This window comes from Clostridium sp. C105KSO13, from assembly GCF_001517425.1.
In the GTDB taxonomy this organism is placed as follows: domain Bacteria; phylum Bacillota; class Clostridia; order Lachnospirales; family Lachnospiraceae; genus Muricomes.
Map to the genome: position 1 here is coordinate 1 of NZ_FBWL01000164.1, position 20,929 is coordinate 20,929.

Genomic DNA, 20,929 nt, shown 5'->3' on the forward strand with positions numbered 1-20,929 from the left:
CTGTCATCCTCGCAATCAGCTCCGGGCCGGATTCTCCATCCACCATCTGTCCCGGATAGTTCTCAATCTCATCTGTGATGGCAATCTGACCGCCGTCCTGACCTTTTTCGATGATCAGCGTGGAGAGGCGGCTCCTGCCTGCGTACAGCCCGGCAGATAATCCTGCCGGACCTCCTCCTAAAATAATTACATCATAAACATTGCTCATTTCTATACCTTACGCTTTCTTTGTTACTTTTCCAGTGCTGTCTGCCTTAACTGTCTTGCCCGTTTTCACTATTTTTTCTGCCTTTAATGCTTTCACCAGTGCGACGCAGGCAAATATCATAATAAATATAAACGGAAAGGCTGCAACAATGGATATTGTCTGAAGCGGTGTCAGCCCCCCGGCAATCAAAAGACCAGCTGCCATTACAGACTGAACAACGCCCCAAAGGACCTTTTTGCTATTAGCCGGATTCAAATCGCCTTCTGAAGTCAATGAAGCTAAAACGAATGTTCCCGAATTAGCCGATGTAATGAAGAAGGTACACAGGAGTACCAAAGCCACCAGCGATAATACTACACCCAGCGGATATTTCTGCATTACAACGAACAAACCGGTCTCCGGAACTGCAGCAACTTCTTTTAACACATCCATGGATAATCCTCCGGTCTCCCCGAGATGAAGTCCTAAAGTACCCATGATTGCGAACCAGACAATAGAGCCAAGGCTTGGTGCTATTACAACACCCATAACAAACTCTCTGACTGTTCTTCCCTTTGAGATTCTGGCAATGAATGTTCCGACAAACGGAGCCCATGCAATCCACCATGCCCAATAGAATATTCTCCATTTTTCTACCCAGGAGTTATCTCCATAGGTACTGGTTCCAAAACTATCCTGGAAAAAGTTCCCCAGATACTGTCCCAGACCATTCATAAGGTTATTCACCATTTCCAGTCTTGGTCCCACAAGAACTACAGCAATCATCAGAATAAATGCAATATAAAGATTTGCATCGGATATCATTTTAATACCCTTCTCAATACCGGACACCGCCGACCAAATATAGATGACTGAAATTACTGCAATAATAATAATCTGAATCAACAATGTGGTTGGAATACCGAACATAACGTTAAGCCCGCTGTTAATCTGAAGTACGCCCAGTCCAAGGGAGGTTACAATCCCGGCCACTGTAGCAAATACTGCAAGTACATCTATAATCTTTCCTATGGGGCCTTTTACTCCCTTTTCTCCAATCAATGGCTCAAAGATGACACTGATGAGGCCGGGTTTATTCTTGCGGAACTGGAAGTAAGCCAGTGCTAAACCGATAATTGCATATCCAGCCCATGGATGAACTCCCCAGTGCATAAAGGAAGAGCGCATGGCAAAATCTGCTGCTTCCGGGGTGCCTGCCTCAACGCCCGCTGCGGGGCTGACATAATGGGATATAGGTTCTGCAACTCCCCAGAACACAAGTCCTACCCCCATGCCCGCTCCAAACAACATGGCAAACCAGGAAACCGTCTTGTATTCCGGCTTTGAATCATCTGCGCCCAGCCGGATCTTTCCATATTTACTGCATGCAATGGCAATAGCAAAAATAACAAAAAATGTCATTACCATAAGGTACAGCCAGCCAAAATCCTTGGTCAAGAATCCAAAGACAGCATCTGACACCTTGGAGAAGCTCGCATTTCCAGCTACTGCCCATATGGCAATAGCCCCTGTAAGTATCAGCGATACATAAAAGACAAAATTATCTTGTTTCTTTTTTCCCACGTTTTTGCCCCCTTTTCTCTCTTATTGAGTTATACACGAAATACCGTCTGTTCATCAATATCTGTTGCCAGGCTTTCCAAAGCTACTTTCGTTCTGTGATACCTCAGCTTCCATTGCTCTTCCTTGGTCGTTGACGGATCACCTAGAGGATACGGTATAGAGATTGTTGGAACAATTCTGTTGGAACCGACAGTTTTTGCAACCGGTATCAAGTTACACATCTGTACAATCGGGAAACCAGCTCTCTCGATTTCCTTCACCATCGCTGCACCGCAGCGAGTACAGGTGCCTCACGTGGAGACCATAATACACGCATCAACATGATCCTCTCTCAGATACGGAACTATTTCCTTAGCCATTCTCTCTGCTTCTGCCTGTGTTGTACCTGTTCCAACGGTAGAGTAAAAATATGGATGTAAGCTTCCATAGAAGCCTTCCTTTTCTAATACTTTAAGGGCGTCTATCGGAGTGATAACATTTGGATCTGCATCAGCAGCTGCCGGGTCAAACCCTGCATGTATTGTCTTATATTCCCCTGACTTCAGTGCATCTGTCTTTGAAATATCATATCTTCCCCAGCGTGTCGCTGATGCTGACTGTATGCGATCCGGATTATCTACCGGTACAATACCTCCTGTAGTCAGAAGAGCAATTCTTGCTTTCTTCAAATCTTTCACTGCAGGCGCTATCGGTACTCTGTCCATCTTAGGAATCGGAAGCTCCGTTTCAAATGGTTCTCCGTTTATTTTTTTAACCAACATGTCAACCATGCGTTCATATGCAGGTTTTGCATCCTCCCGCCATACCTGCCGGCGGATTCCTCTTGGGAAATATCCTTCTTCCTCTGCACTTCCAACCGGTTCACCGTTCAATATCTTATTTGCAACTTTCACCATTGCAGCTACATCTTTTCTCATCTTGGAAGCAATATTTCCGCCTCTCAATATGTACATATCCTTCTTAAACATTTCTGCTCCGGGGTTCTCTTCGTTGATAGATGTTACAACCGGAACACCAAATTTCTCTTTTACAGCTTTGCAGATTGTACCACAGGCAACTCCGTAGCGTCCTGCCTGGAATGCCGGTCCTGCAAGGAAAATATCGAATTCTTTATCTTCCAGCATGCCAAGAATTGTTGCAATAGCTTCCTCTGTGTTAGACCCCATGTAGTTGTCACCACAGATAATCGTATGAGTGACATCTGCATCCAAAAGTTTGTCAAACTGCATTGCCGGCCCAATCAGGCCCTCGTGAATCTGAGGCTCAGCTCCTGCCTGGTCTTCCCCGCCAATCTGTCCAAAAAATTGATTCAAATATACAATTGCTTTCTTCATTTTATTTTCTCACCTCCTAAAATTCCTTCATTGTTTTCGGGGACCATCCGCAAACCTGATCGCCGCAGAACATTGCATTATTTTCCATAACAATGGAACCGTCTTTTCTGACAGATGGTCCTAAAATCTCATCGTCTGCCCAGCCGCCGGAGAGTCCGTCTCTCCCAAGAGCTTCCAGTTCGCCAAGGACAGTTTCCATAGGAGGCAGTTGAATCATTTCTGAAACATTACCGCAGGATACGATTGCATCGCACTTTTCGTCTAAAGTTACAAGTGGCTGTGACTGTCCGTCACGGCCGGTACACTCATTCGTTACGCCGACAGTTTTAACCCCTGCATCCTCCAGAGCTACAAGACATCCTATAAAGTCTGCATCCGGATTTCCATAGCCTTCCTCTGCCACAACAGCAGCATCGGCACCAAGTGTATTTGCAATCTGCGCAACATAAAGTGCAGCCCTTTCTTTTTGCTCCAGAGCAACATTCAGATTGGACATAATAACGCCCAGGAAGTTAATAGTCTTCCCGTGTTCTCTATAAAGTGCTTTAATATTCGGGCAGTTCTGGAAATCATAGGTTGACCACTTTGAAGAAACGGGCATAAAACTTCCGGATACAATTGCTCCATCCAGAATCTCGTTGGGATCCATAACGGTGGGCACCATATGATTGGTATCCCAGCCGTAAACCAAATCGTTGTATCCCATTGCTTCCATCTGGGACTGAGGCTGCATTACATATACAACTGAGGGCAGCTTTTCAATCTCAGCTCCCCGTCTGATCATAGGCTCAGACTCGTAAACTTCAGTGTCTTCCGGTGTCAAGTCTTTTACACATGCCCCGATAAACTCTGCAAGCTTATGTCCGGCCCTTCTAAGCGCATCATTCTTTTTCTGTTGTTCTCTCTTCTCAAATTCTTCATTAGTATCCGCTACCAATACAATGTTATTTAGCTGTCCAAAATATGTATACTTCTGGCCTTCGCCACTCATGTCTATCAAGCCGTCCTGGAATCCTCCCCAGTGCTTTCCAACCACCAATACGCTGCAGTTCTTTAGGGCATAAGTAACCCCCTCACCTGCTTTAGCCAAGTCGCCAATATACCCTGGGAACAGACTTCTTCCATCCAGGCGGGTTCTGGGCTCAATTGCTTCCTTTACCGGGCACATACGAATCTTGTCCCCCGGTTTTGCAATGTAAAGCTCTGCTTCAGTAATCCGCTCGTCTTCACATATGAATTTTAGAGCCTCTTCTTTGTCAATGGTAAGTACACCGTCATGAAACGACAACGACTTGCCAAACACAATATCTTTTACATAGAAATTACCAATTTCTAGTTTCATGTTAACCTCCTTCTTAATTGGCTTGCAATAATGTGTTTTTTTCTTCCTTATTCAGTTTTCTAATATTAGTAAGCGCGCTTATGTTAAATATTATACGATAATTTTATCACATACGTTCCCGTTGTCAAGGGCTTCCATATGGGTTTTCTATAATACTATTAAATTAGTAAATAATTAACAAAATTTTAATTTTTAATATTGTCTTGATTTTTGTACATTCGATGATAAAATGAAATAGCGGCATTCCAAATTATTCAATATCAAAAAAATAAAAGCCGATATAAAGAGGAAAATAAGCGATTATGAGATTAAAAGAAGCTGAAAATGAAGCACTGAAAAAAGAAAACCGCAGGCGTTTTGTCAATGCGGCCAAAGAATTAATGGAACAGGAAAATTTTCGCAACGTGTCTATTAGAAAAATTGCACAAAAAGCTGGCTTCCACAATTCTACCACTTACCTTTATTTTAAAAATTCAGACCAGCTAATCATGCTGGCCTCTATGAAATACTTTTGCGATTACAGCCATGCACTGAACATCCTAAGTCAGCGAAGGCTTCCTCCTGTTGATAACTTTATGCTCATTTGGGCCTACTTTCTTGATACAGCATTGAAGAATCCCTTCGTATTTTATAATTTTTTCTTTGGGAAGAACAGCGATAACCTGTATGATATTATAAAGATGTATTATGACCTTTTTCCTGAGGAACGTGAGCAGTTTTCAAAAGATATTGAAGCAATGTACTTTGGTAAAAATTTCACAGAGCGTTCTCTTACTATATTACGCGCACTCATTCCAGAGGGCACTGGGGTAACAGAAGAAAACGTATATATGCTAAATGAAATAAGTGTAGGTTACTGCAAATATAAATTGGAACTTAAGTGTCAGGATCCCAGCCTGGACTCGGAGCAGATAAAAGAAGAAACCCTCGCTGCCTTTTCTTATCTTTTTGGAATATAGAAAATAGTTATGTTATTTTTTCATAAAAAATTTTAAAGCATTATCAAAAAACATTTTTCTAACCTGCTCCTTTCCAATACCATGGTCGATTAGATACTGCGCTGCCCCAGCAAATTTAACCGGAGTATCCAGTGAAGGATGAATGTCGGCACCATCAAAATCACTGCCACAGGCAATCACATTCTCGCCGCCCAGTTCCAACATACGATACACATGCCTGAGCAAAGCATCTTTTGTACCACTTCCCTCTTCACTCAAAAATGGTTCAAAGAGATTTAGCCCGACCAGGCCTTTCCGCCGTACGATTTCATGAAACTGTTCTTCTGTCAAATTACGATTGTGGGGGCATACCGAGCGAAGGTTGGAATGGCTTGCAATAAATGGTTTCCCCGCAATTTCACAAATCTCCTCAAATCCTTCATCATTCAAATGGGAGACATCTACAATGATATTGTGTTCTTCCATTCTTTTCACTGCCTCGCGTCCGAAAGCAGTAAGGCCATAGTGTGTCTGGTGTCCCGATCCAATTTCATTTTCTCCATTCCACACCAAAGTTATCATCTGCACACCACAGCGGGCCATATAGTCTATATTTTCAAGCTTTCCAGCCAGGACAGCTCCACCCTCAGCTGATAGCATAACAGCACATTTCCCGTTGTTTGTAATACGAAGTACATCATCCCCTGTATAGGCCATCTCGACCAGCTCAGATTGTTTATCAGTCAGCGTAAGAAGGTAGTCCCTGTGCACGTTAAAATAATCGGTTGCTTTACCCCCACGGATATCGTCAGGAATAAAAATGGCCATGGTCTGGCAATGGCGCTCGAACCCGTCTTCATCGTTCAGGGAAAATTGTGTTTTCCTGCACAAAAACCCTTCTCCGAACTTTCTGTATTTGACGATAGAATCACAATGTAAATCAAATAACTGCATGACATTTCCTTCCTTTTATTCAATATATATGTTAATTATAGTATGCATATTTATTACCGTGACATAATATTCTATTTTTAATTCAAAAACTCAAAAACCGCAGTCCCTGATTTCTCGAGAGCTGCGGTATGTTTTTTGATTTATTAACTTTTCAGTCAATGATTACTCGATAATCGTAGCAACCTTTCCTGATCCAACTGTACGTCCACCCTCACGGATAGCGAATCCAAGACCCTCTTCCATAGCTACCGGGTGAATCAGTTCAACTGTCATCTCTACGTTGTCTCCAGGCATGCACATTTCAACACCTTCAGGCAAATCACAAACACCTGTTACGTCTGTTGTTCTGAAGTAGAACTGTGGTCTGTAATTGTTGAAGAACGGAGTATGACGTCCACCTTCATCTTTTGTCAGTACGTAAACCTGAGCTGTAAATTTCTTGTGGCATGTTACTGTACCTGGTTTGATCAGAACCTGACCTCTTTCGATATCCGTTCTTTGAACACCACGAAGCAGTGCACCAATGTTATCACCAGCCTGAGCTTCGTCAAGCAGTTTACGGAACATTTCAATACCTGTTACAACAGTTTTCTTAACATCTTCGTGGATACCGATGATTTCGACCTCATCAGAAACATGCAGTGTACCACGCTCTACTCTACCTGTAGCAACTGTACCACGTCCTGTGATTGAGAAGATATCCTCGATTGGCATCAGGAAGGGTTTGTCCGTGTCACGCTGTGGGTCTGGAATCCAGCTGTCAACAGCATCCATAAGCTCCATGATCTTGTCTCCCCATTCTCCTGAAGGATCTTCAAGAGCTTTCAGAGCTGAACCCTGGATAATCGGAGTGTCATCTCCCGGGAATTCATATTCGTTCAGGAGTTCACGGATTTCCATCTCTACTAATTCAAGAAGTTCTTCATCATCTACCATATCGCACTTGTTCATGAAAACAACGATGTAAGGTACACCTACCTGGCGGGACAGAAGGATATGCTCCTTTGTCTGAGCCATAACACCGTCAGTAGCAGCTACAACAAGGATAGCTCCGTCCATCTGTGCGGCACCTGTGATCATGTTCTTTACATAGTCAGCATGGCCCGGGCAGTCAACGTGTGCATAGTGACGCTTCTCTGTCTCATACTCTACATGAGAAGTAGAAATTGTGATACCACGTTCCCTCTCCTCCGGAGCTTTGTCAATGTGATCAAAATCAACGGCTGCATTTCCTGCTACTCTCTGAGCAAGCGTCTTAGTGATAGCAGCTGTCAATGTTGTTTTACCGTGGTCAACATGGCCAATGGTACCAATATTAGCATGTGGTTTTGTTCTTTCAAATTTAGCTTTTGCCATTTCGAATAATCCTCCTTAATATATCGCCTGTTTGCAGGCATTTTTATTGGTTTTTTCTTTAACTCGGCTATCTCTGATTATATTTCATAATCCTAGGTTTTTCAAGCCTTTTTCATATATTTAAGCATTTTTATTGGACAACACTTTTTCTTGTACAGACTTTGGTACCGGCTCATACTTATCAAAGAACATAGAGTAGTTTCCACGCCCCTGAGTCCTGGAACGAAGGTCTGTCGCATACCCAAACATCTCAGATAGTGGTACATATGCACGAACAATCTTGCCGCCGCCTAAATCGTCCATTCCTTCGATGCGTCCTCGACGGGAGTTAACGTCACCGATAACATCTCCCATATATTCCTCAGGCATCGTTACTTCTACTTTCATGATTGGTTCAAGCAGCACTGGAGCAGCTTTCTTCATCGCATCCTTGAATGCCAGAGATCCTGCAATGTGGAATGCCATTTCACTTGAATCGACTTCATGGTAGGAACCGTCATATACTGTAGCATGGATGCCGACAACCGGGAATCCTCCGAGAATACCAGCTTTCATAGCTTCCTCTATACCCTGTCCAACAGCGGGAATGTATTCCTTCGGAATAGAACCTCCGACTACAGAAGACTCAAACTTGTATGTTTCTTCTCCATTGACATCCATTGGCTCAAACTTAACTTTACAGTGTCCGTACTGTCCACGTCCACCCGACTGTTTTGCATACTTACTGTCAACGTCAACAGCCTTTGTAAAGGATTCCTTATAGGCAACCTGAGGTGCACCTACGTTTGCTTCTACCTTAAACTCACGAAGAAGTCTGTCAACAATAATTTCCAGGTGAAGCTCACCCATACCGGCAATAATTGTCTGTCCTGTCTCCTGGTCTGTGTGTGCACGGAATGTCGGATCTTCCTCTGCAAGTTTTGCAAGGGACTCTCCCAATTTACCCTGAGATGCTTTTGTCTTAGGTTCAATTGCAAGTTCGATAACAGGTTCCGGGAATTCCATGGACTCCAGAATAACCGGATGCTTCTCGTCACAGATTGTATCACCTGTTGTTGTAAATTTAAATCCGATAGCAGCTGCGATATCTCCTGAGTATACCTTATCCAGTTCCTGTCTCTTGTTTGCATGCATCTGCAGGATACGTCCGACACGTTCTTTCTTGCCCTTTGTTGCATTGAGTACATATGAACCGGCATTCATGGTTCCTGAATATACTCTGAAGAATGCAAGCTTACCTACGAATGGGTCTGTCATAATTTTAAATGCCAGAGCTGAAAATGGCTCTTCATCAGAAGAGTGTCTGACCGCTTCATTTCCATCCATATCTACACCGTCAATCGGTGGTATGTCGGTCGGGGCCGGCATATATTCAATAACTGCATCCAATAATTTCTGAACACCTTTGTTCTTATATGCAGTACCACAGCATACCGGAATTGCTTTGCACTCACAGGTAGCTTTTCTCAGAACCTTTTTAAGATCCTCAACTGACGGCTCGTTTCCTTCAAGATATTCCATCATCAGGTCATCATCCAGCTCGCATATCTTTTCAATCATTTCTGTGCGGTAAAGTTCTGCATCATCTTTCATATCATCGGGAACTTCTTCAACAGTAATGTTATCACCTTTTTCATCATTATAGATGTAGGCCTGCATTTCCATCAAATCAATAAGTCCCTGAAAATTATCTTCTTTGCCGATTGGCAGCTGAAGACAAATTGTATTCTTCCCAAGTCTAGTTTTTATTTGATCTACTGCATTGTAAAAATCAGCACCCAAAATGTCCATCTTGTTGATAAACGCCATTCTTGGTACATTATATGTGTCAGCCTGACGCCAAACATTCTCTGACTGAGGCTCAACACCGTTCTTTGCACAGAACACGCCAACGGCGCCGTCCAGTACACGTAGTGAACGTTCAACTTCTACGGTAAAGTCAACGTGCCCTGGTGTATCAATAATATTGATACGGTGCTCCAGAGCGCCTGGCTTTGGCTTTGTATTTTCTTCCAAAGTCCAGTGACATGTTGTAGCCGCTGAGGTAATTGTAATACCCCTTTCCTGTTCCTGCTCCATCCAGTCCATGGTAGCAGTACCTTCATGGGTATCACCAATCTTATAATTAATACCAGTATAATACAGGATACGCTCTGTCAATGTCGTTTTTCCGGCATCGATATGAGCCATGATACCAATATTTCTGGTCCTGTCTAGTGGATATTCTCTTCCAGCCAAGATTTTTCCCTCCTAATTAAAAGCGGTAGTGGGCAAATGCCTTATTTGCCTCTGCCATCTTGTGCATGTCTTCTTTCTTCTTCACTGATGCACCTGTATTGTTAGCTGCATCAAGAATTTCATTGGCAAGCCTTTCTTCCATTGTCTTTTCCCCTCTGTTGCGGGAATACAATGTAAGCCAGCGAAGTGCCAGGGCCTGTCTTCTCTCTGCTCTTACTTCAATCGGCACCTGATAAGTAGCTCCGCCGATACGTCTAGCCTTAACTTCCAGTACCGGCATGATGTTGTTCATGGCTTCCTCAAACACCTCTACTGCCGGCTTCTCTGTCTTTGCTTCAACTCTTTCAAACGCTTTGTATACAATCCTCTGTGCTACACCTTTCTTACCGTCTAACATAATATTATTGATAAGTTTGGTAACAACTTTATTGTTGTATATTGGGTCCGCTAATACATCTCTTTTTTGAGTATGTCCTTTACGTGGCACGGTCCTTCCCTCCTTAATCATTACTTCCGGTCTCTGCCGGGATTAATTCATCGGTACTCACATGTGTCTCTCTATGGAAATCGCGCTTCATGTGCTCGTGGCCGCGAGACTCTTCTATAGAAACCCGGATAAACGGGTTTCATTTAAAATCCGCAACCTGTACTTATTGAACTACTAATGTTCAATAAGGTGTACTTATTGAACTACTAATGTTCAATAAGGTGTACTTATTGAACTACTAATGTTCAATAAGGTGTACTTATTGAGCTGCTAATGTTCAATAAGATACGATATCATAGTTCTGTTTGTGATACGATTTAACTATTTAGTTACTGTCAGCCAAAGTGGATTTATTTTGCGTCCTTTGGTCTCTTAGCGCCGTATTTGGAACGAGCCTGTCTTCTCTTAGCAACGCCTGCAGTGTCAAGTGTACCTCTGACAATATGGTATCTTGTACCTGGCAGGTCCTTAACTCTTCCTCCACGAATCAGAACAACGCTATGTTCCTGGAGATTATGTCCCTCGCCCGGAATATAGCTTGTCACTTCGATTCCGTTGGAAAGACGAACTCTGGCAATCTTTCTCAAAGCTGAGTTAGGCTTCTTAGGTGTAGCGGTCTTAACTGCTGTACACACGCCTCTTTTCTGTGGTGCTGATGAATCTGTAGCACGTCTCTGAAGAGAGTTGTATCCTTTCTGAAGTGCCGGTGAGTTTGATTTTCTTTCAGAAGTCTCACGTCCCTTTCTAACTAATTGGTTAAATGTCGGCATTTTTTTCACCTCCTATGATTCTTTCGTCTTCTCCCGACTGTGCGGGAAATGGTTGCAGATAATTATGATTATCTTGATTTATGCACTAAAAATAGCGTATCTTTTGTGCACGCTAAATTAGTTTATTACGTTTTTGTAGGAAAGTCAAGGGTTTTTGCCGAAAAGCAAGACCCCACATTGCATTTAGTATGATTTTCCCCAGTAAACCATGTGCTTTGCAGGCTTTCCACAGTATATGCATACATCGGAAAGGTGTTCTTCCTCCGCAGGAATACATCTGGAAGATGCTCCCCCTGTATTATACTTAATTTCGGCTTCGCATTCTTCATCCCCACACCACATTGCTTTGATAAATCCTCTTTTTTTCTTAAACTTCTCAACCATTTCTTCCATGGTAACAGCGGTATCAATGTGTGAATCCAGAAATGTTTTTGCCTTATCAAACATATCTTTTTGTATTGTTCCCAATATGTCAGCCAGCTTCGTTGTAACCTCATCCATAGAGACTATGATTTTTTCTCTCGTGTCCCGGCGTACAACTACAACCTGATTCTTCTCAATATCCTTTGGCCCTATTTCAATTCTCGCGGGAATCCCTACTTTCTCCTGCTCGCTGAACTTCCAGCCAGGACTCTTATCGGAGTCATCAATATTTGCTCTGTACCCCGCTGCCTTTAATACGCTCAGAAGCTCATCTGCCTTGTCCAGCACACCTTCTTTGTGCTGTGCAATAGGAATAATTCTCACCTGTACAGGAGCAATTTTCGGGGGCAGAACCAACCCGCTGTCATCCCCGTGTACCATTATGATTGCGCCAATCATTCTTGTGGAAAATCCCCAGGATGTCTCATATACACTGTGCAATTCATTATTTTTATCTGCATATTTAATATTAAATGCATCCGGAAATGCGTTTCCAAAGAAATGGCTGGTTGCGGACTGCAAAGCTTTTCCGTCATGCATCATAGCCTCCGCTGTATAAGTGTCCCGCGCTCCCGCAAACTTTTCACTTTCCGTCTTGCGTCCGACAATAAGAGGAACCGCCAGATCTTCCTCGATACATTCTTTATATACATTAAGCATCATTAAGGTTCTTTCTTCTGCCTCTTCATAGGTGGCATGAATTGTGTGCCCCTCCTGCCATAAAAACTCACGGGAACGCAGGAAAGGTCTTGTCGTCTTTTCCCAGCGCAGTACAGAGTTCCACTGGTTCCATACTTTTGGGAGATCCCTGTATGACTGCACGGTCCTGCTCCACAAATCGCAGAACAAAGTCTCGGAAGTTGGCCGGATACAGAGTCTTTCCTGCAATCTTTCCATACCGCCGCGGGTTACCCAAGCAACTTCCGGTGCAAAACCTTCAATATGATCTGCCTCCTTCTGAAGCAGTGACTCAGGTATTAAAAGGGGGAGGTATACATTCTGCACCCCTGTGTCTTTAAAACGCTTGTCAAGCTTTGCCTGAATATTTTCCCAGATTGCGTAGCCGTTCGGCAGATAATTCATGCATCCTTTTACACTTGAATAATCACACAGCTCTGCTTCCCGCACCACATCGGTATACCACTGCGCAAAATCTTCGTCTCTTGATGTGATTGACTCAACTAATTTCTTTTCCTTTGCCATAATATATCTCCTTTTCTACAGGGCCCTGCCCCATTTTCTACTATGGGAAAAATCTTTTTGTGCTATAAAAAACACCGAAACCTTCTTTCCCTCTAAAAGGGACCGAAAGTTTCGGCGGTACCACCCTAATTAACTGCAGCCTACAGTTCACTCTTTCACCGTTAACGCCGGTTCTACGTTGTGCCTTCACACAACAGCTCCCGGGCCGGTTCTATATACTCTGCGCAGAAACCTCCCACCTGACAGTTTCTTCTCTGTGCCGCTTCCCATATATACTAATCCCGATCATCGCCTGCGATAACTGTGATTCTACCCGAAAAACAGCCATTTGTCAAGGTACTCCCTGGGCTTTTTTCTATCTACCTCTGAACCTGTAGTAGTTTGTGCTTCAGCTCACTTTCCAGACGCGCCATTTCCTTTTCTGCCTCCTGTCTCTTCTGACGTCCTTCCTGCTGAATATGCAGTACGTCATCCAGAGTAGATATCAGAGATTCATTCGTTGCCTTCAGAGTTTCAATGTCCACAACGCCTCTCTCAGATTCTTTTGCAGTTTCAATTGTTGCCAACTTCAGCTTTTCCGCATTCTTCTTCAGCAACTCATTAGTCATATCTGTCACTTCGCGCTGTGCAGCCGCTGCCTGTGCAGAATGTTCCACGCCGAGGGCAAGAACCATCTGACTCTTCCACAGTGGTATTGTATTCACGACTGTAGATTGTATCTTCTCCACCATCAGTGTATCATTTCCCTGGACCAGACGGATCTGTGGTGCTGTCTGTATAGAAATAGTTCTGGTCAGTTCCAGATCATGTATTTTCTTCTCGAATCTGCCGCACATTGAGTCAAGATCTCTTGCTGCTTGTGCATCCTCCGGCAGACTACTCTGCTGTGCCTTTGTAAGAAGTTCCGGCAGCCTTGTGCTTCTGACTTCCTGCAGCTTTTTCTTTCCGGCCAGTATATACATAGACAGTTCCTTAAAATAGGTGAGATTTACTTCATACATCTTGTCTAGTATGGCAATATCCTTTAATAATTGTACCTGGTGATTTTCAAGCACTTTGCATATCTGATTTATATTTGTCTCCGCCTTTGCATACTTGACCTTCATTGCAGAAATCTTATTTGATGTCTTCCTGAATATGCCTAAAAACCCCTTTTCCTCTTCTTCGTCAAAGCTTCTAAGTTCCTGAACAACGCCTGACAAAAGAGCCCCAACTTCTCCCAAATCTTTTGTCCTCACATTTTCAAGAGCCTTCTCAGAAAAGTCTGCCATCTTCTTCTGTGTCCCTGCTCCATACTGCAGAATCACCGCAGAGTTAGTCAAATCAATCTGACCGGCAAAGGTATCCACCGCCTGTTTCTCTGATTCGGACAAAATACTATCGTCAAAAGAAGCTTCTTCCTTTGCGGCAGGCGTTATAAAATGCTTTTTCTCCTGAAAGGGTTCCAATGTCAGTGTCGGTGCTGTTTCAAACTCATCAAATTCGCTGCTCATATTTCTTTCCTCCATATAGTCGCTGTATTATCACCCGAAGGGCAAGCATGCCTGCGCGGTCTGTTATTAAATACTTCTGTCCTCTAAATAGTGTCTAAAAGTCATCTTTCGTTAGTCCTTCCTGTGCCAGTATTGTGTTGAGTACCGATATATCAGCCGACACATTCCATGCCGTGTCCTTAAACAGACCATCCAGAAGCTTTTCAAATGCTACATTCAATGTATCCAGTGTTTTCTCAATTTCCTTTTTCGATGAAATGATATTCTCTCCCTGTACCGGCTGGGCATCCAGTTCCTCGTAAGCTTCCAAAAGTTTTACTGTCGTCGGCAGGTAATACTCCATCAGCCTCCTGATATCGGAAATGCTTTCAGGATTCTGTTCTACCCGGTCAAAAATCTTGTTCACCAGTATCTCTATGCGATAAATTTTTGCAGAGATTTCTTTCCCTGGGATAGCATCATTACATTCGCGAATCTTTTGTATATACTCATCCCCGGCGCGTACAATCTCCCGCACCTGTGGATCCATATGCCTTTGCTCACGAATCTGCTGCTCTTTTGCCAGCTTTTCCTCCATCTTCTGCTTTTCTATATTTTGCATCAGTTCGGTGTACTGTTTATAGGCGTTATTGCTCACAATAAGACAGGTTTTCTGCCGGTCCAGATGGCCTTGAAGAAACCAGCCTTTTCGCATCATTTTCTCAATATCGCGCACAACATATTTTTGAGGTTTTTGCAGCCTCTCGGCCAGTTCTTTTATTTCACAATATTCTTTTCCTTCTAGCTCCTGAATATAACTCCTGAATCTTTTTATTCTACCCAAAAGAGCTGTCCCTGTGCCTCCCAAAACCATACTTCCCGCAAATAAGACGGCCAGTATACCCGTCAGCACTTTAAATCCCGTTCCGAAATACACATCAGCAAGTGCTGTGCCAAACAGGGTAATCAATAGCATTAAAAAAGTTCCGATTCCCACAGTATATCCAACTACAGACATTGCGATTGAGCCGGCCTTTGCCCGCGACGTTTTGACAAACAGACCGGAGTTCTTCTGCACAACTGGAGTCTGCTGCACAGCACTGTATTGCCTTCCCCCTGCTTCTCTTATATTTTCCGGCTCCCAGTGTCTATATCTGCCTTTTCCGGTCCATTTTCCTATGCCTGACAGTCCCTTTTCCAGACCATCCACAGCGCTGTTCATAGCGCTGTTAACGGTATTTGTAATTGTCTGGTTGAGTCTGTTAAAGTCCTGTGAATCTATTGCCTCCTGCACCGTTCTGCGGATATCTTCTCCAAATCTTTCCCAATCCTGATTCATTTTCCTTCCACCTGCCTTGCTAAAAAGCTTGACCCCTCATTTCTTTTATATGATAATCAGTGTAGTTAGATTTTCCTGAAAAGTCAAGATAATACCTATAGAGGAGTAAAGAAAATGAACCCTGATATTTTATTTGAAGACCGGGACATTATTGTATGCCATAAACCGGCAGGTGTCCCCACGCAAAGCAAACACGTGGGAACCCCTGACATGATAAGTATCCTAATAAATTATATTCATAAAAGCAGTCTCGAAAAAGGCCGGCCTTATCTGGCCGTTATCCATCGCCTGGACCAGCCGGTAGAAGGTCTTCTTGTATTTGCCAGGACCCCTGCCGCAGCCCGGGAACTGAATAAACAGCTGACAGAATATGGGTTCGGTAAACATTACCGTGCCCTGCTTCAAGGGGTTCCCGTCTCTTTGGAAGGCGATTTAGAGGATTACCTGATAAAGGATGGGCGGACCAATGTCTCCCACGTATGTTCCGATGATATCCCCGGTGCAAAAAAAGCCCGCCTTCATTACAAAATTATCGAAACCCGGCCACCTTATGCACTGGCAGATATCGTCTTAGAAACAGGGCGGCACCATCAGATCAGGGTGCAGATGGCACACTTAGGCACTCCCATCGCCGGTGATAAGAAATACGGCAGTACACAGTCTCTCCCACATTCATGCACCGGAGGAGCACCTTTAGTTTTCCGTTCTCTGCAATTATTTGCCTGCCATCTGACATTTCGTCATCCTGGAACGAATGAGCTTATGGAGTTTCACCTCAATACACCTGTAGACTCTCTTGAAAACCTGCATAACTAAACAGTTGCAAAAGCATGCTTTCATGGTGCAAAAAAGGCTGCTGCATCTTCCTGTGAGCTGCAGCAGCCTTACACCTGGTGTACTATCTCGCTGACATTTGTTCCGATATTGGTTCCGAGACTTCCTCAAACGATTCGGAATACTTCTCTAATATTGTTGACTGAATACGTTCCCTGGTTCTCGAATTAATAGGGTGTGCAATATCCCTGTATTCACCGTCAAGTGCTTTTTTGCTTGGCATCGCGATAAACAGACCTTTCTCTCCCTCAATTACTTTGATGTCATGGACTACGAACTCGTCGTCAATCGTGATGGAAACAACTGCCTTTAATTTGCCTTCCTTTGCTACTCTGCGCACGCGCACGTCTGTAATCTGCATAATCTTCAAGTCTCCCTTCCCTTGTAAGGTTATAATGCATACCGCTCATTTTTCTCAACTACTACCTTCACACCTTCTTCACCCACATATCTTGTGTTCGCTCTTATTGTGTCACGGCTCTCGATAATGCAATTTTCAATATAAGTGTTATCCCCGAGATAGACATCGTTTAATACAATAGAATCCTTGATGACACAGTTATTGCCCACAAACACCTTTTTAAACAATATGGAGTTCTCAACCGTTCCGTTAATAATACTTCCGCTTCCGATAAGGCTGTTCTTCACGACTGCCCCCGGGTTATATTTAGCCGGCGGGAGATCGCTTACCTTGGATTTCACCATTGGAAGCTCTTTAAAGAAATAATTGCGCACTTCCGGTTTCAAAAAATCCATATTTGTCCGATAATATGAATCTACAGTTGTAATATTGTTCCAGTAGCTATTTATCTTATAACCGTATATCTTCTTCAGATTCTTATAACGAATCAGAATATCGGTTACAAAATCATGTCTTTCTTCTTCTGCACAGTGTTCAATAAGATCTATTAGGTGTCTTCTTCGGATAATATAAATACCTGCGGAAATTGTCTGGGAGTGGGCAACCATTGGTTTTTCTTCAAATGCCTCAATCCTGGCAGACTCGTTCATCCGCACAGTTCCAAACCTTGTTGCGTCTTCTCCCGATGATAAATCCTTGCACACTACAGTTATATCTGCCTTTTTGGCAATATGATACTCCAGAACCTTATTATAATCAAGCTTGTACACCGCATCTCCGGATGTAATAACCACATAAGGTTCATGACATCTTTTCAGGAAGTCTAGGTTCTGGTAAATAGCATCTGCTGTTCCCCTGTACCAATATCCATTCTCTGCGGTTATTGTGGGGGTAAATATATAAAGCCCGCCCTGTTTTCTCCCGAAGTCCCACCATTTGGAAGAATTCAGGTGTTCGTTGACTGATCTTGCATTGTACTGTGTCAGTACGGCAACCTTCTGTATATGTGAGTTTGACATGTTGCTCAGTGTAAAATCAATGGCTCTGTAACTCGATGCTATGGGCATTGCAGCTGTTGCACGTCTGGAAGTTAACTCCAGCATCTTCCTGCTGTTTCCGCCGGCCAGAATAATGCCTACTGCTCTCATATCCGCTCACCTGCCTTTATTAATGTCTCCCCGCCTGCAAGCACTCCATCATTATAATCATCTGCCGATGTAGCTCCACTGACAGCAGTATTCTTACCAATCTGCACCCCGGCCGGAATAACAGAATTCTCTCCAATTGTTGCAAGGCCTCCGCTATATACATCCGGCTTCTCTATATTCGGAACTTCACCTCCTGCACCAATTGTCACATTATCCCCTATCTTTGTGTCTTCTGCAATGATTGCCTTATCAATGACACAGTTCTTTCCTATTGCGACATCTCTCATAAGTATAGAGTCTCTGATAATGCTTCCCTCCCCGATAATCACACCGCCGCCCAACACCGAATTATGTACTTCACCATAGATCTCAGATCCATTACTTATAATACATCTGTCAACGATCGCCTTCTCTGAAATGTACTGGGGGGGAATATTGGCACTGTTGGTGTAGATCTTCCAAAACTCTTCATACAGGTTGAATTCAGGAATAATATCAATCAGCTCCATGTTTGCTTCCCAATAGGAATTCAGCGTTCCCACATCTTTCCAATATCCATTATATTCGTAAGCGAATAATTTTTCGCCTTTTTCATAGCAATATGGGATAATGTGCTTTCCGAAGTCACAGTTTGGCTGCTCGGAAAGCTTCATCAGAGCCTCCTTAAGCACAGTCCAGTTAAATATGTACACTCCCATAGAGGCCAGGTTACTGCTCGGATTCTCTGGCTTCTCCTCAAACTCTTTAACTCTGCTCTCCTCGTCTGTGACGACAATACCAAAACGATTCGCCTCATCCATCGGTACCGGCATGGCCGCAATCGTCACGTCCGCTTTATTTGCCTTATGGAAATCCAACATTACCTCGTAGTCCATCTTGTAAATATGATCCCCCGAAAGAATCAGTACATAATCAGGATTATAGGTCTCCATGTAATTAAGATTCTGGTAAACGGCATTTGCTGTACCTGTATACCATTCGCTGCATGTACTTTTCTCATATGGCGGAAGAATTGTTACGCCTCCTACATTCCTGTCCAAGTCCCATGGAATTCCGATTCCGATATGAGTATTCAGCCGCAGCGGCTGGTATTGCGTCAGTACGCCAACAGTGTCCACTCCTGAGTTAATACAGTTGCTAAGCGGAAAATCAATGATGCGGTACTTACCGCCAAAGGCCACCGCAGGCTTGGCCACTTTTGCGGTAAGGACCCCCAATCTGCTGCCTTGCCCACCTGCTAGCAGCATAGCAATCATCTCTTTCTTAAACATGTCGTCTCCTCACTTCTAGTTGGTTAGATTTATTATAGCATACTTTTCTGTTTTGTGCACACTTTTTACAATTTATTAACGTAATATTTTTTCTTTTTATTTGTTTTGCACAAAAAGAACGCCTTTAAAAATTTGATATATATAGTATAATATAAATAACGGTTAAAGTTTATGACAAAAGCCTTAAATTTAGGAAGGAACAATTCTATGTATAAAATCAATTTTGAAAAACCAATCCATATTCATTTCATAGGTATTGGAGGCATCAGTATGAGCGGACTTGCAGAAATTTTGCTTGAAGAGAGCTTTACAGTCTCCGGTTCTGACTCCAGAAAATCACCGCTTACCTGCCAGCTCGAAAAAAAGGGTGCACAGATTTTCTACGGACAGAAAGCCTCCAATATCATAGATGGCATTCAGTGTGTAGTATATACAGCAGCGGTCAACAGGGACAATCCGGAGCTGATTGAGGCCGTTGCCCAGAAGATTCCTATGCTGACACGTGCTGAACTTTTAGGTCAGCTTATGAAGAACTACGATACGTCTATTGCCGTATCAGGCACTCATGGTAAGACAACTACAACCTCCATGATTTCTCATATTCTTCTGGCGGGAAACCTTGATCCCACCATATCTGTGGGCGGCATTTTGCAGGCTATCGGAGGAAACATACGTGTGGGAAACTCCGAAATCTTTATTACAGAAGCCTGCGAATATACAAACAGCTTTCTGAGCTTCAACCCGAAGATCAGTATCATTCTTAATATCGAGGAGGACCATCTGGATTTCTTTAAAGATCTAGAAGATATCCGCCAGTCTTTCCGCCAATTTGCATCACTGCTCCCTGCCGACGGTACCCTCGTTATAAACGCAGACATTCAGGACTATCAGGAAATCTGCCGGGGACTCAGGTGCCATGTCATCACCTACGGCAGCTCTTCTTTGGCCGATTACGGAGCGGAAAACATCAGTTATGATAAAAAGGGCAGGGTTTCTTTCGATATGATTCGAAGAGGTGAAAAAGCAGAACACGTGGTTCTGTCTGTAACCGGTGACCACAATGTATCAAATGCTCTTGCTTCGATTGCTGTAGCAGAACTCTTACATGTTCCTATGGAGACAGTTTCAAAAGGGCTGATTTCTTTTTCGGGAACAGACCGACGCTTTGAATATAAAGGTACACTAAACGGCATCGCTATCGTTGATGATTATGCGCATCATCCAACGGAAATCGCAGCCACATTGAAAGCTGCACAGCATTATCCGCACAACAAACTCTGGTGTGTGTTCCAACCCCATACCTATACTCGGACAAAAGCATTTTTCCGTGAATTTGCTGAATCACTTTCTCATGCAGACCATGTAGTACTTGCAGATATTTACGCGGCAAGAGAGACGGATACTTTAGGAATTTCTTCCAAAGATCTGGCCGGAGAAATTCAAAATAAAGGAACAGACTCGCATTATTTCCCTAGTTTTGAGGAGATTGAAGGTTTCCTCAAAGAGAACTGCAAGCCAGGTGACTTGTTGATAACTATGGGAGCAGGAGATGTTGTAAATATCGGAGAAGATCTTTTAAAATAGAACTTATCCACACTTTCCACACAAGGTTATCTACAAAAAACCTTGTTTTACCTGCTAAAAAAGGCTTTTTACCCGAGCGATAAGATGCTATAATACCCTTACAT

The 20,929-nt window shown here is 43.3% G+C and carries 18 protein-coding genes and 1 other annotated feature; of the genes, 3 read left to right on the forward strand and 15 right to left on the reverse strand.

Going from position 1 to position 20,929, the window contains the following annotated elements:
* The 4 genes from BN3456_RS08235 to BN3456_RS08250 form a co-directional block, all read right to left on the reverse strand.
* On the reverse strand, positions 1-208 hold a 208-nt coding region (locus BN3456_RS08235), incomplete at its 3' end, for an NAD(P)/FAD-dependent oxidoreductase (protein WP_141654508.1).
* Positions 209-217: 9 nt separating this feature from the next.
* Positions 218-1,771: a glycine betaine uptake BCCT transporter gene (locus BN3456_RS08240; RefSeq protein ID WP_089983661.1), complete on the reverse strand. Its 1,554-nt coding sequence runs from the start codon at positions 1,769-1,771 to the stop codon at positions 218-220.
* A gap of 29 nt (positions 1,772-1,800) precedes the next feature.
* Positions 1,801-3,105 (reverse strand): betaine reductase selenoprotein B, encoded by a 1,305-nt coding sequence (grdH, locus tag BN3456_RS08245; protein WP_089983662.1) that lies wholly within the window; start codon positions 3,103-3,105, stop codon positions 1,801-1,803.
* A 16-nt stretch (positions 3,106-3,121) separates the two neighbouring features.
* Complete coding sequence (locus BN3456_RS08250; protein ID WP_089983663.1) at positions 3,122-4,447, reverse strand: glycine/sarcosine/betaine reductase component B subunit; 1,326 nt, start codon at positions 4,445-4,447, stop codon at positions 3,122-3,124.
* 302 nt (positions 4,448-4,749) lie between these two features.
* Here BN3456_RS08250 and BN3456_RS08255 point away from each other — a divergent pair, with 302 nt between their 5' ends.
* A complete protein-coding gene (locus BN3456_RS08255; RefSeq protein ID WP_089983664.1) occupies positions 4,750-5,406 on the forward strand; it encodes a TetR/AcrR family transcriptional regulator in 657 nt (218 codons plus the stop codon).
* Between the two features lie 12 nt (positions 5,407-5,418).
* Here BN3456_RS08255 and BN3456_RS08260 read toward each other — a convergent pair whose 3' ends face one another.
* From BN3456_RS08260 to BN3456_RS08295, 8 genes are all read right to left on the reverse strand, one after another.
* Positions 5,419-6,339 (reverse strand): dipeptidase, encoded by a 921-nt coding sequence (locus BN3456_RS08260; RefSeq protein ID WP_089983665.1) that lies wholly within the window; start codon positions 6,337-6,339, stop codon positions 5,419-5,421.
* Between the two features lie 162 nt (positions 6,340-6,501).
* Complete coding sequence (gene tuf / locus BN3456_RS08265; RefSeq protein ID WP_089983666.1) at positions 6,502-7,695, reverse strand: elongation factor Tu; 1,194 nt, start codon at positions 7,693-7,695, stop codon at positions 6,502-6,504.
* Between the two features lie 120 nt (positions 7,696-7,815).
* Positions 7,816-9,933: an elongation factor G gene (gene fusA, locus BN3456_RS08270; protein WP_089983667.1), complete on the reverse strand. Its 2,118-nt coding sequence runs from the start codon at positions 9,931-9,933 to the stop codon at positions 7,816-7,818.
* A gap of 16 nt (positions 9,934-9,949) precedes the next feature.
* On the reverse strand, positions 9,950-10,420 hold the full coding sequence (gene rpsG, locus BN3456_RS08275; protein WP_207644094.1) for a 30S ribosomal protein S7: 471 nt from the start codon (positions 10,418-10,420) through the stop codon (positions 9,950-9,952).
* A gap of 350 nt (positions 10,421-10,770) precedes the next feature.
* Positions 10,771-11,190 carry a 30S ribosomal protein S12 gene (gene rpsL, locus BN3456_RS08280; RefSeq protein WP_089983669.1) on the reverse strand — a complete coding sequence of 140 codons (420 nt, stop codon included), beginning with the start codon at positions 11,188-11,190 and terminating at the stop codon, positions 10,771-10,773.
* A 183-nt stretch (positions 11,191-11,373) separates the two neighbouring features.
* Positions 11,374-12,816 carry a proline--tRNA ligase gene (proS, locus tag BN3456_RS08285; RefSeq protein ID WP_089983670.1) on the reverse strand — a complete coding sequence of 481 codons (1,443 nt, stop codon included), beginning with the start codon at positions 12,814-12,816 and terminating at the stop codon, positions 11,374-11,376.
* Positions 12,817-12,910: 94 nt separating this feature from the next.
* Positions 12,911-13,114, reverse strand: a binding site (T-box leader).
* 61 nt (positions 13,115-13,175) lie between these two features.
* Positions 13,176-14,309, reverse strand: coding sequence for a toxic anion resistance protein (locus BN3456_RS08290; RefSeq protein WP_089983671.1), 1,134 nt, complete (start codon positions 14,307-14,309; stop codon positions 13,176-13,178).
* A gap of 94 nt (positions 14,310-14,403) precedes the next feature.
* Positions 14,404-15,627, reverse strand: coding sequence for a 5-bromo-4-chloroindolyl phosphate hydrolysis family protein (locus tag BN3456_RS08295; RefSeq protein WP_089983672.1), 1,224 nt, complete (start codon positions 15,625-15,627; stop codon positions 14,404-14,406).
* Between the two features lie 114 nt (positions 15,628-15,741).
* Here BN3456_RS08295 and BN3456_RS08300 point away from each other — a divergent pair, with 114 nt between their 5' ends.
* On the forward strand, positions 15,742-16,443 hold the full coding sequence (locus tag BN3456_RS08300) for an RluA family pseudouridine synthase (RefSeq protein WP_089983673.1): 702 nt from the start codon (positions 15,742-15,744) through the stop codon (positions 16,441-16,443).
* A gap of 82 nt (positions 16,444-16,525) precedes the next feature.
* Here the strand turns inward: BN3456_RS08300 and spoVG are convergent, their stop codons facing one another.
* Genes spoVG through BN3456_RS08315 form a run of 3 tightly spaced genes read right to left on the reverse strand, consistent with a single transcriptional unit; the run spans position 16,526 to position 19,241 of the window.
* Complete coding sequence (spoVG, locus tag BN3456_RS08305) at positions 16,526-16,822, reverse strand: septation regulator SpoVG (RefSeq protein WP_089983674.1); 297 nt, start codon at positions 16,820-16,822, stop codon at positions 16,526-16,528.
* Between the two features lie 29 nt (positions 16,823-16,851).
* Complete coding sequence (glgD, locus tag BN3456_RS08310) at positions 16,852-17,970, reverse strand: glucose-1-phosphate adenylyltransferase subunit GlgD (protein ID WP_089983675.1); 1,119 nt, start codon at positions 17,968-17,970, stop codon at positions 16,852-16,854.
* Positions 17,967-19,241, reverse strand: a complete 1,275-nt coding sequence (locus BN3456_RS08315) for a glucose-1-phosphate adenylyltransferase (protein ID WP_089983676.1) — start codon at positions 19,239-19,241, stop codon at positions 17,967-17,969. The genes glgD and BN3456_RS08315 overlap by 4 nt, the downstream gene beginning before the upstream one ends.
* Positions 19,242-19,448: 207 nt before the next feature.
* On the opposite strand from BN3456_RS08315, the gene murC reads away from it, so the two are divergent.
* Positions 19,449-20,825: a UDP-N-acetylmuramate--L-alanine ligase gene (gene murC / locus BN3456_RS08320; RefSeq protein ID WP_089983677.1), complete on the forward strand. Its 1,377-nt coding sequence runs from the start codon at positions 19,449-19,451 to the stop codon at positions 20,823-20,825.
* Positions 20,826-20,929: the final 104 nt, after the last annotated feature.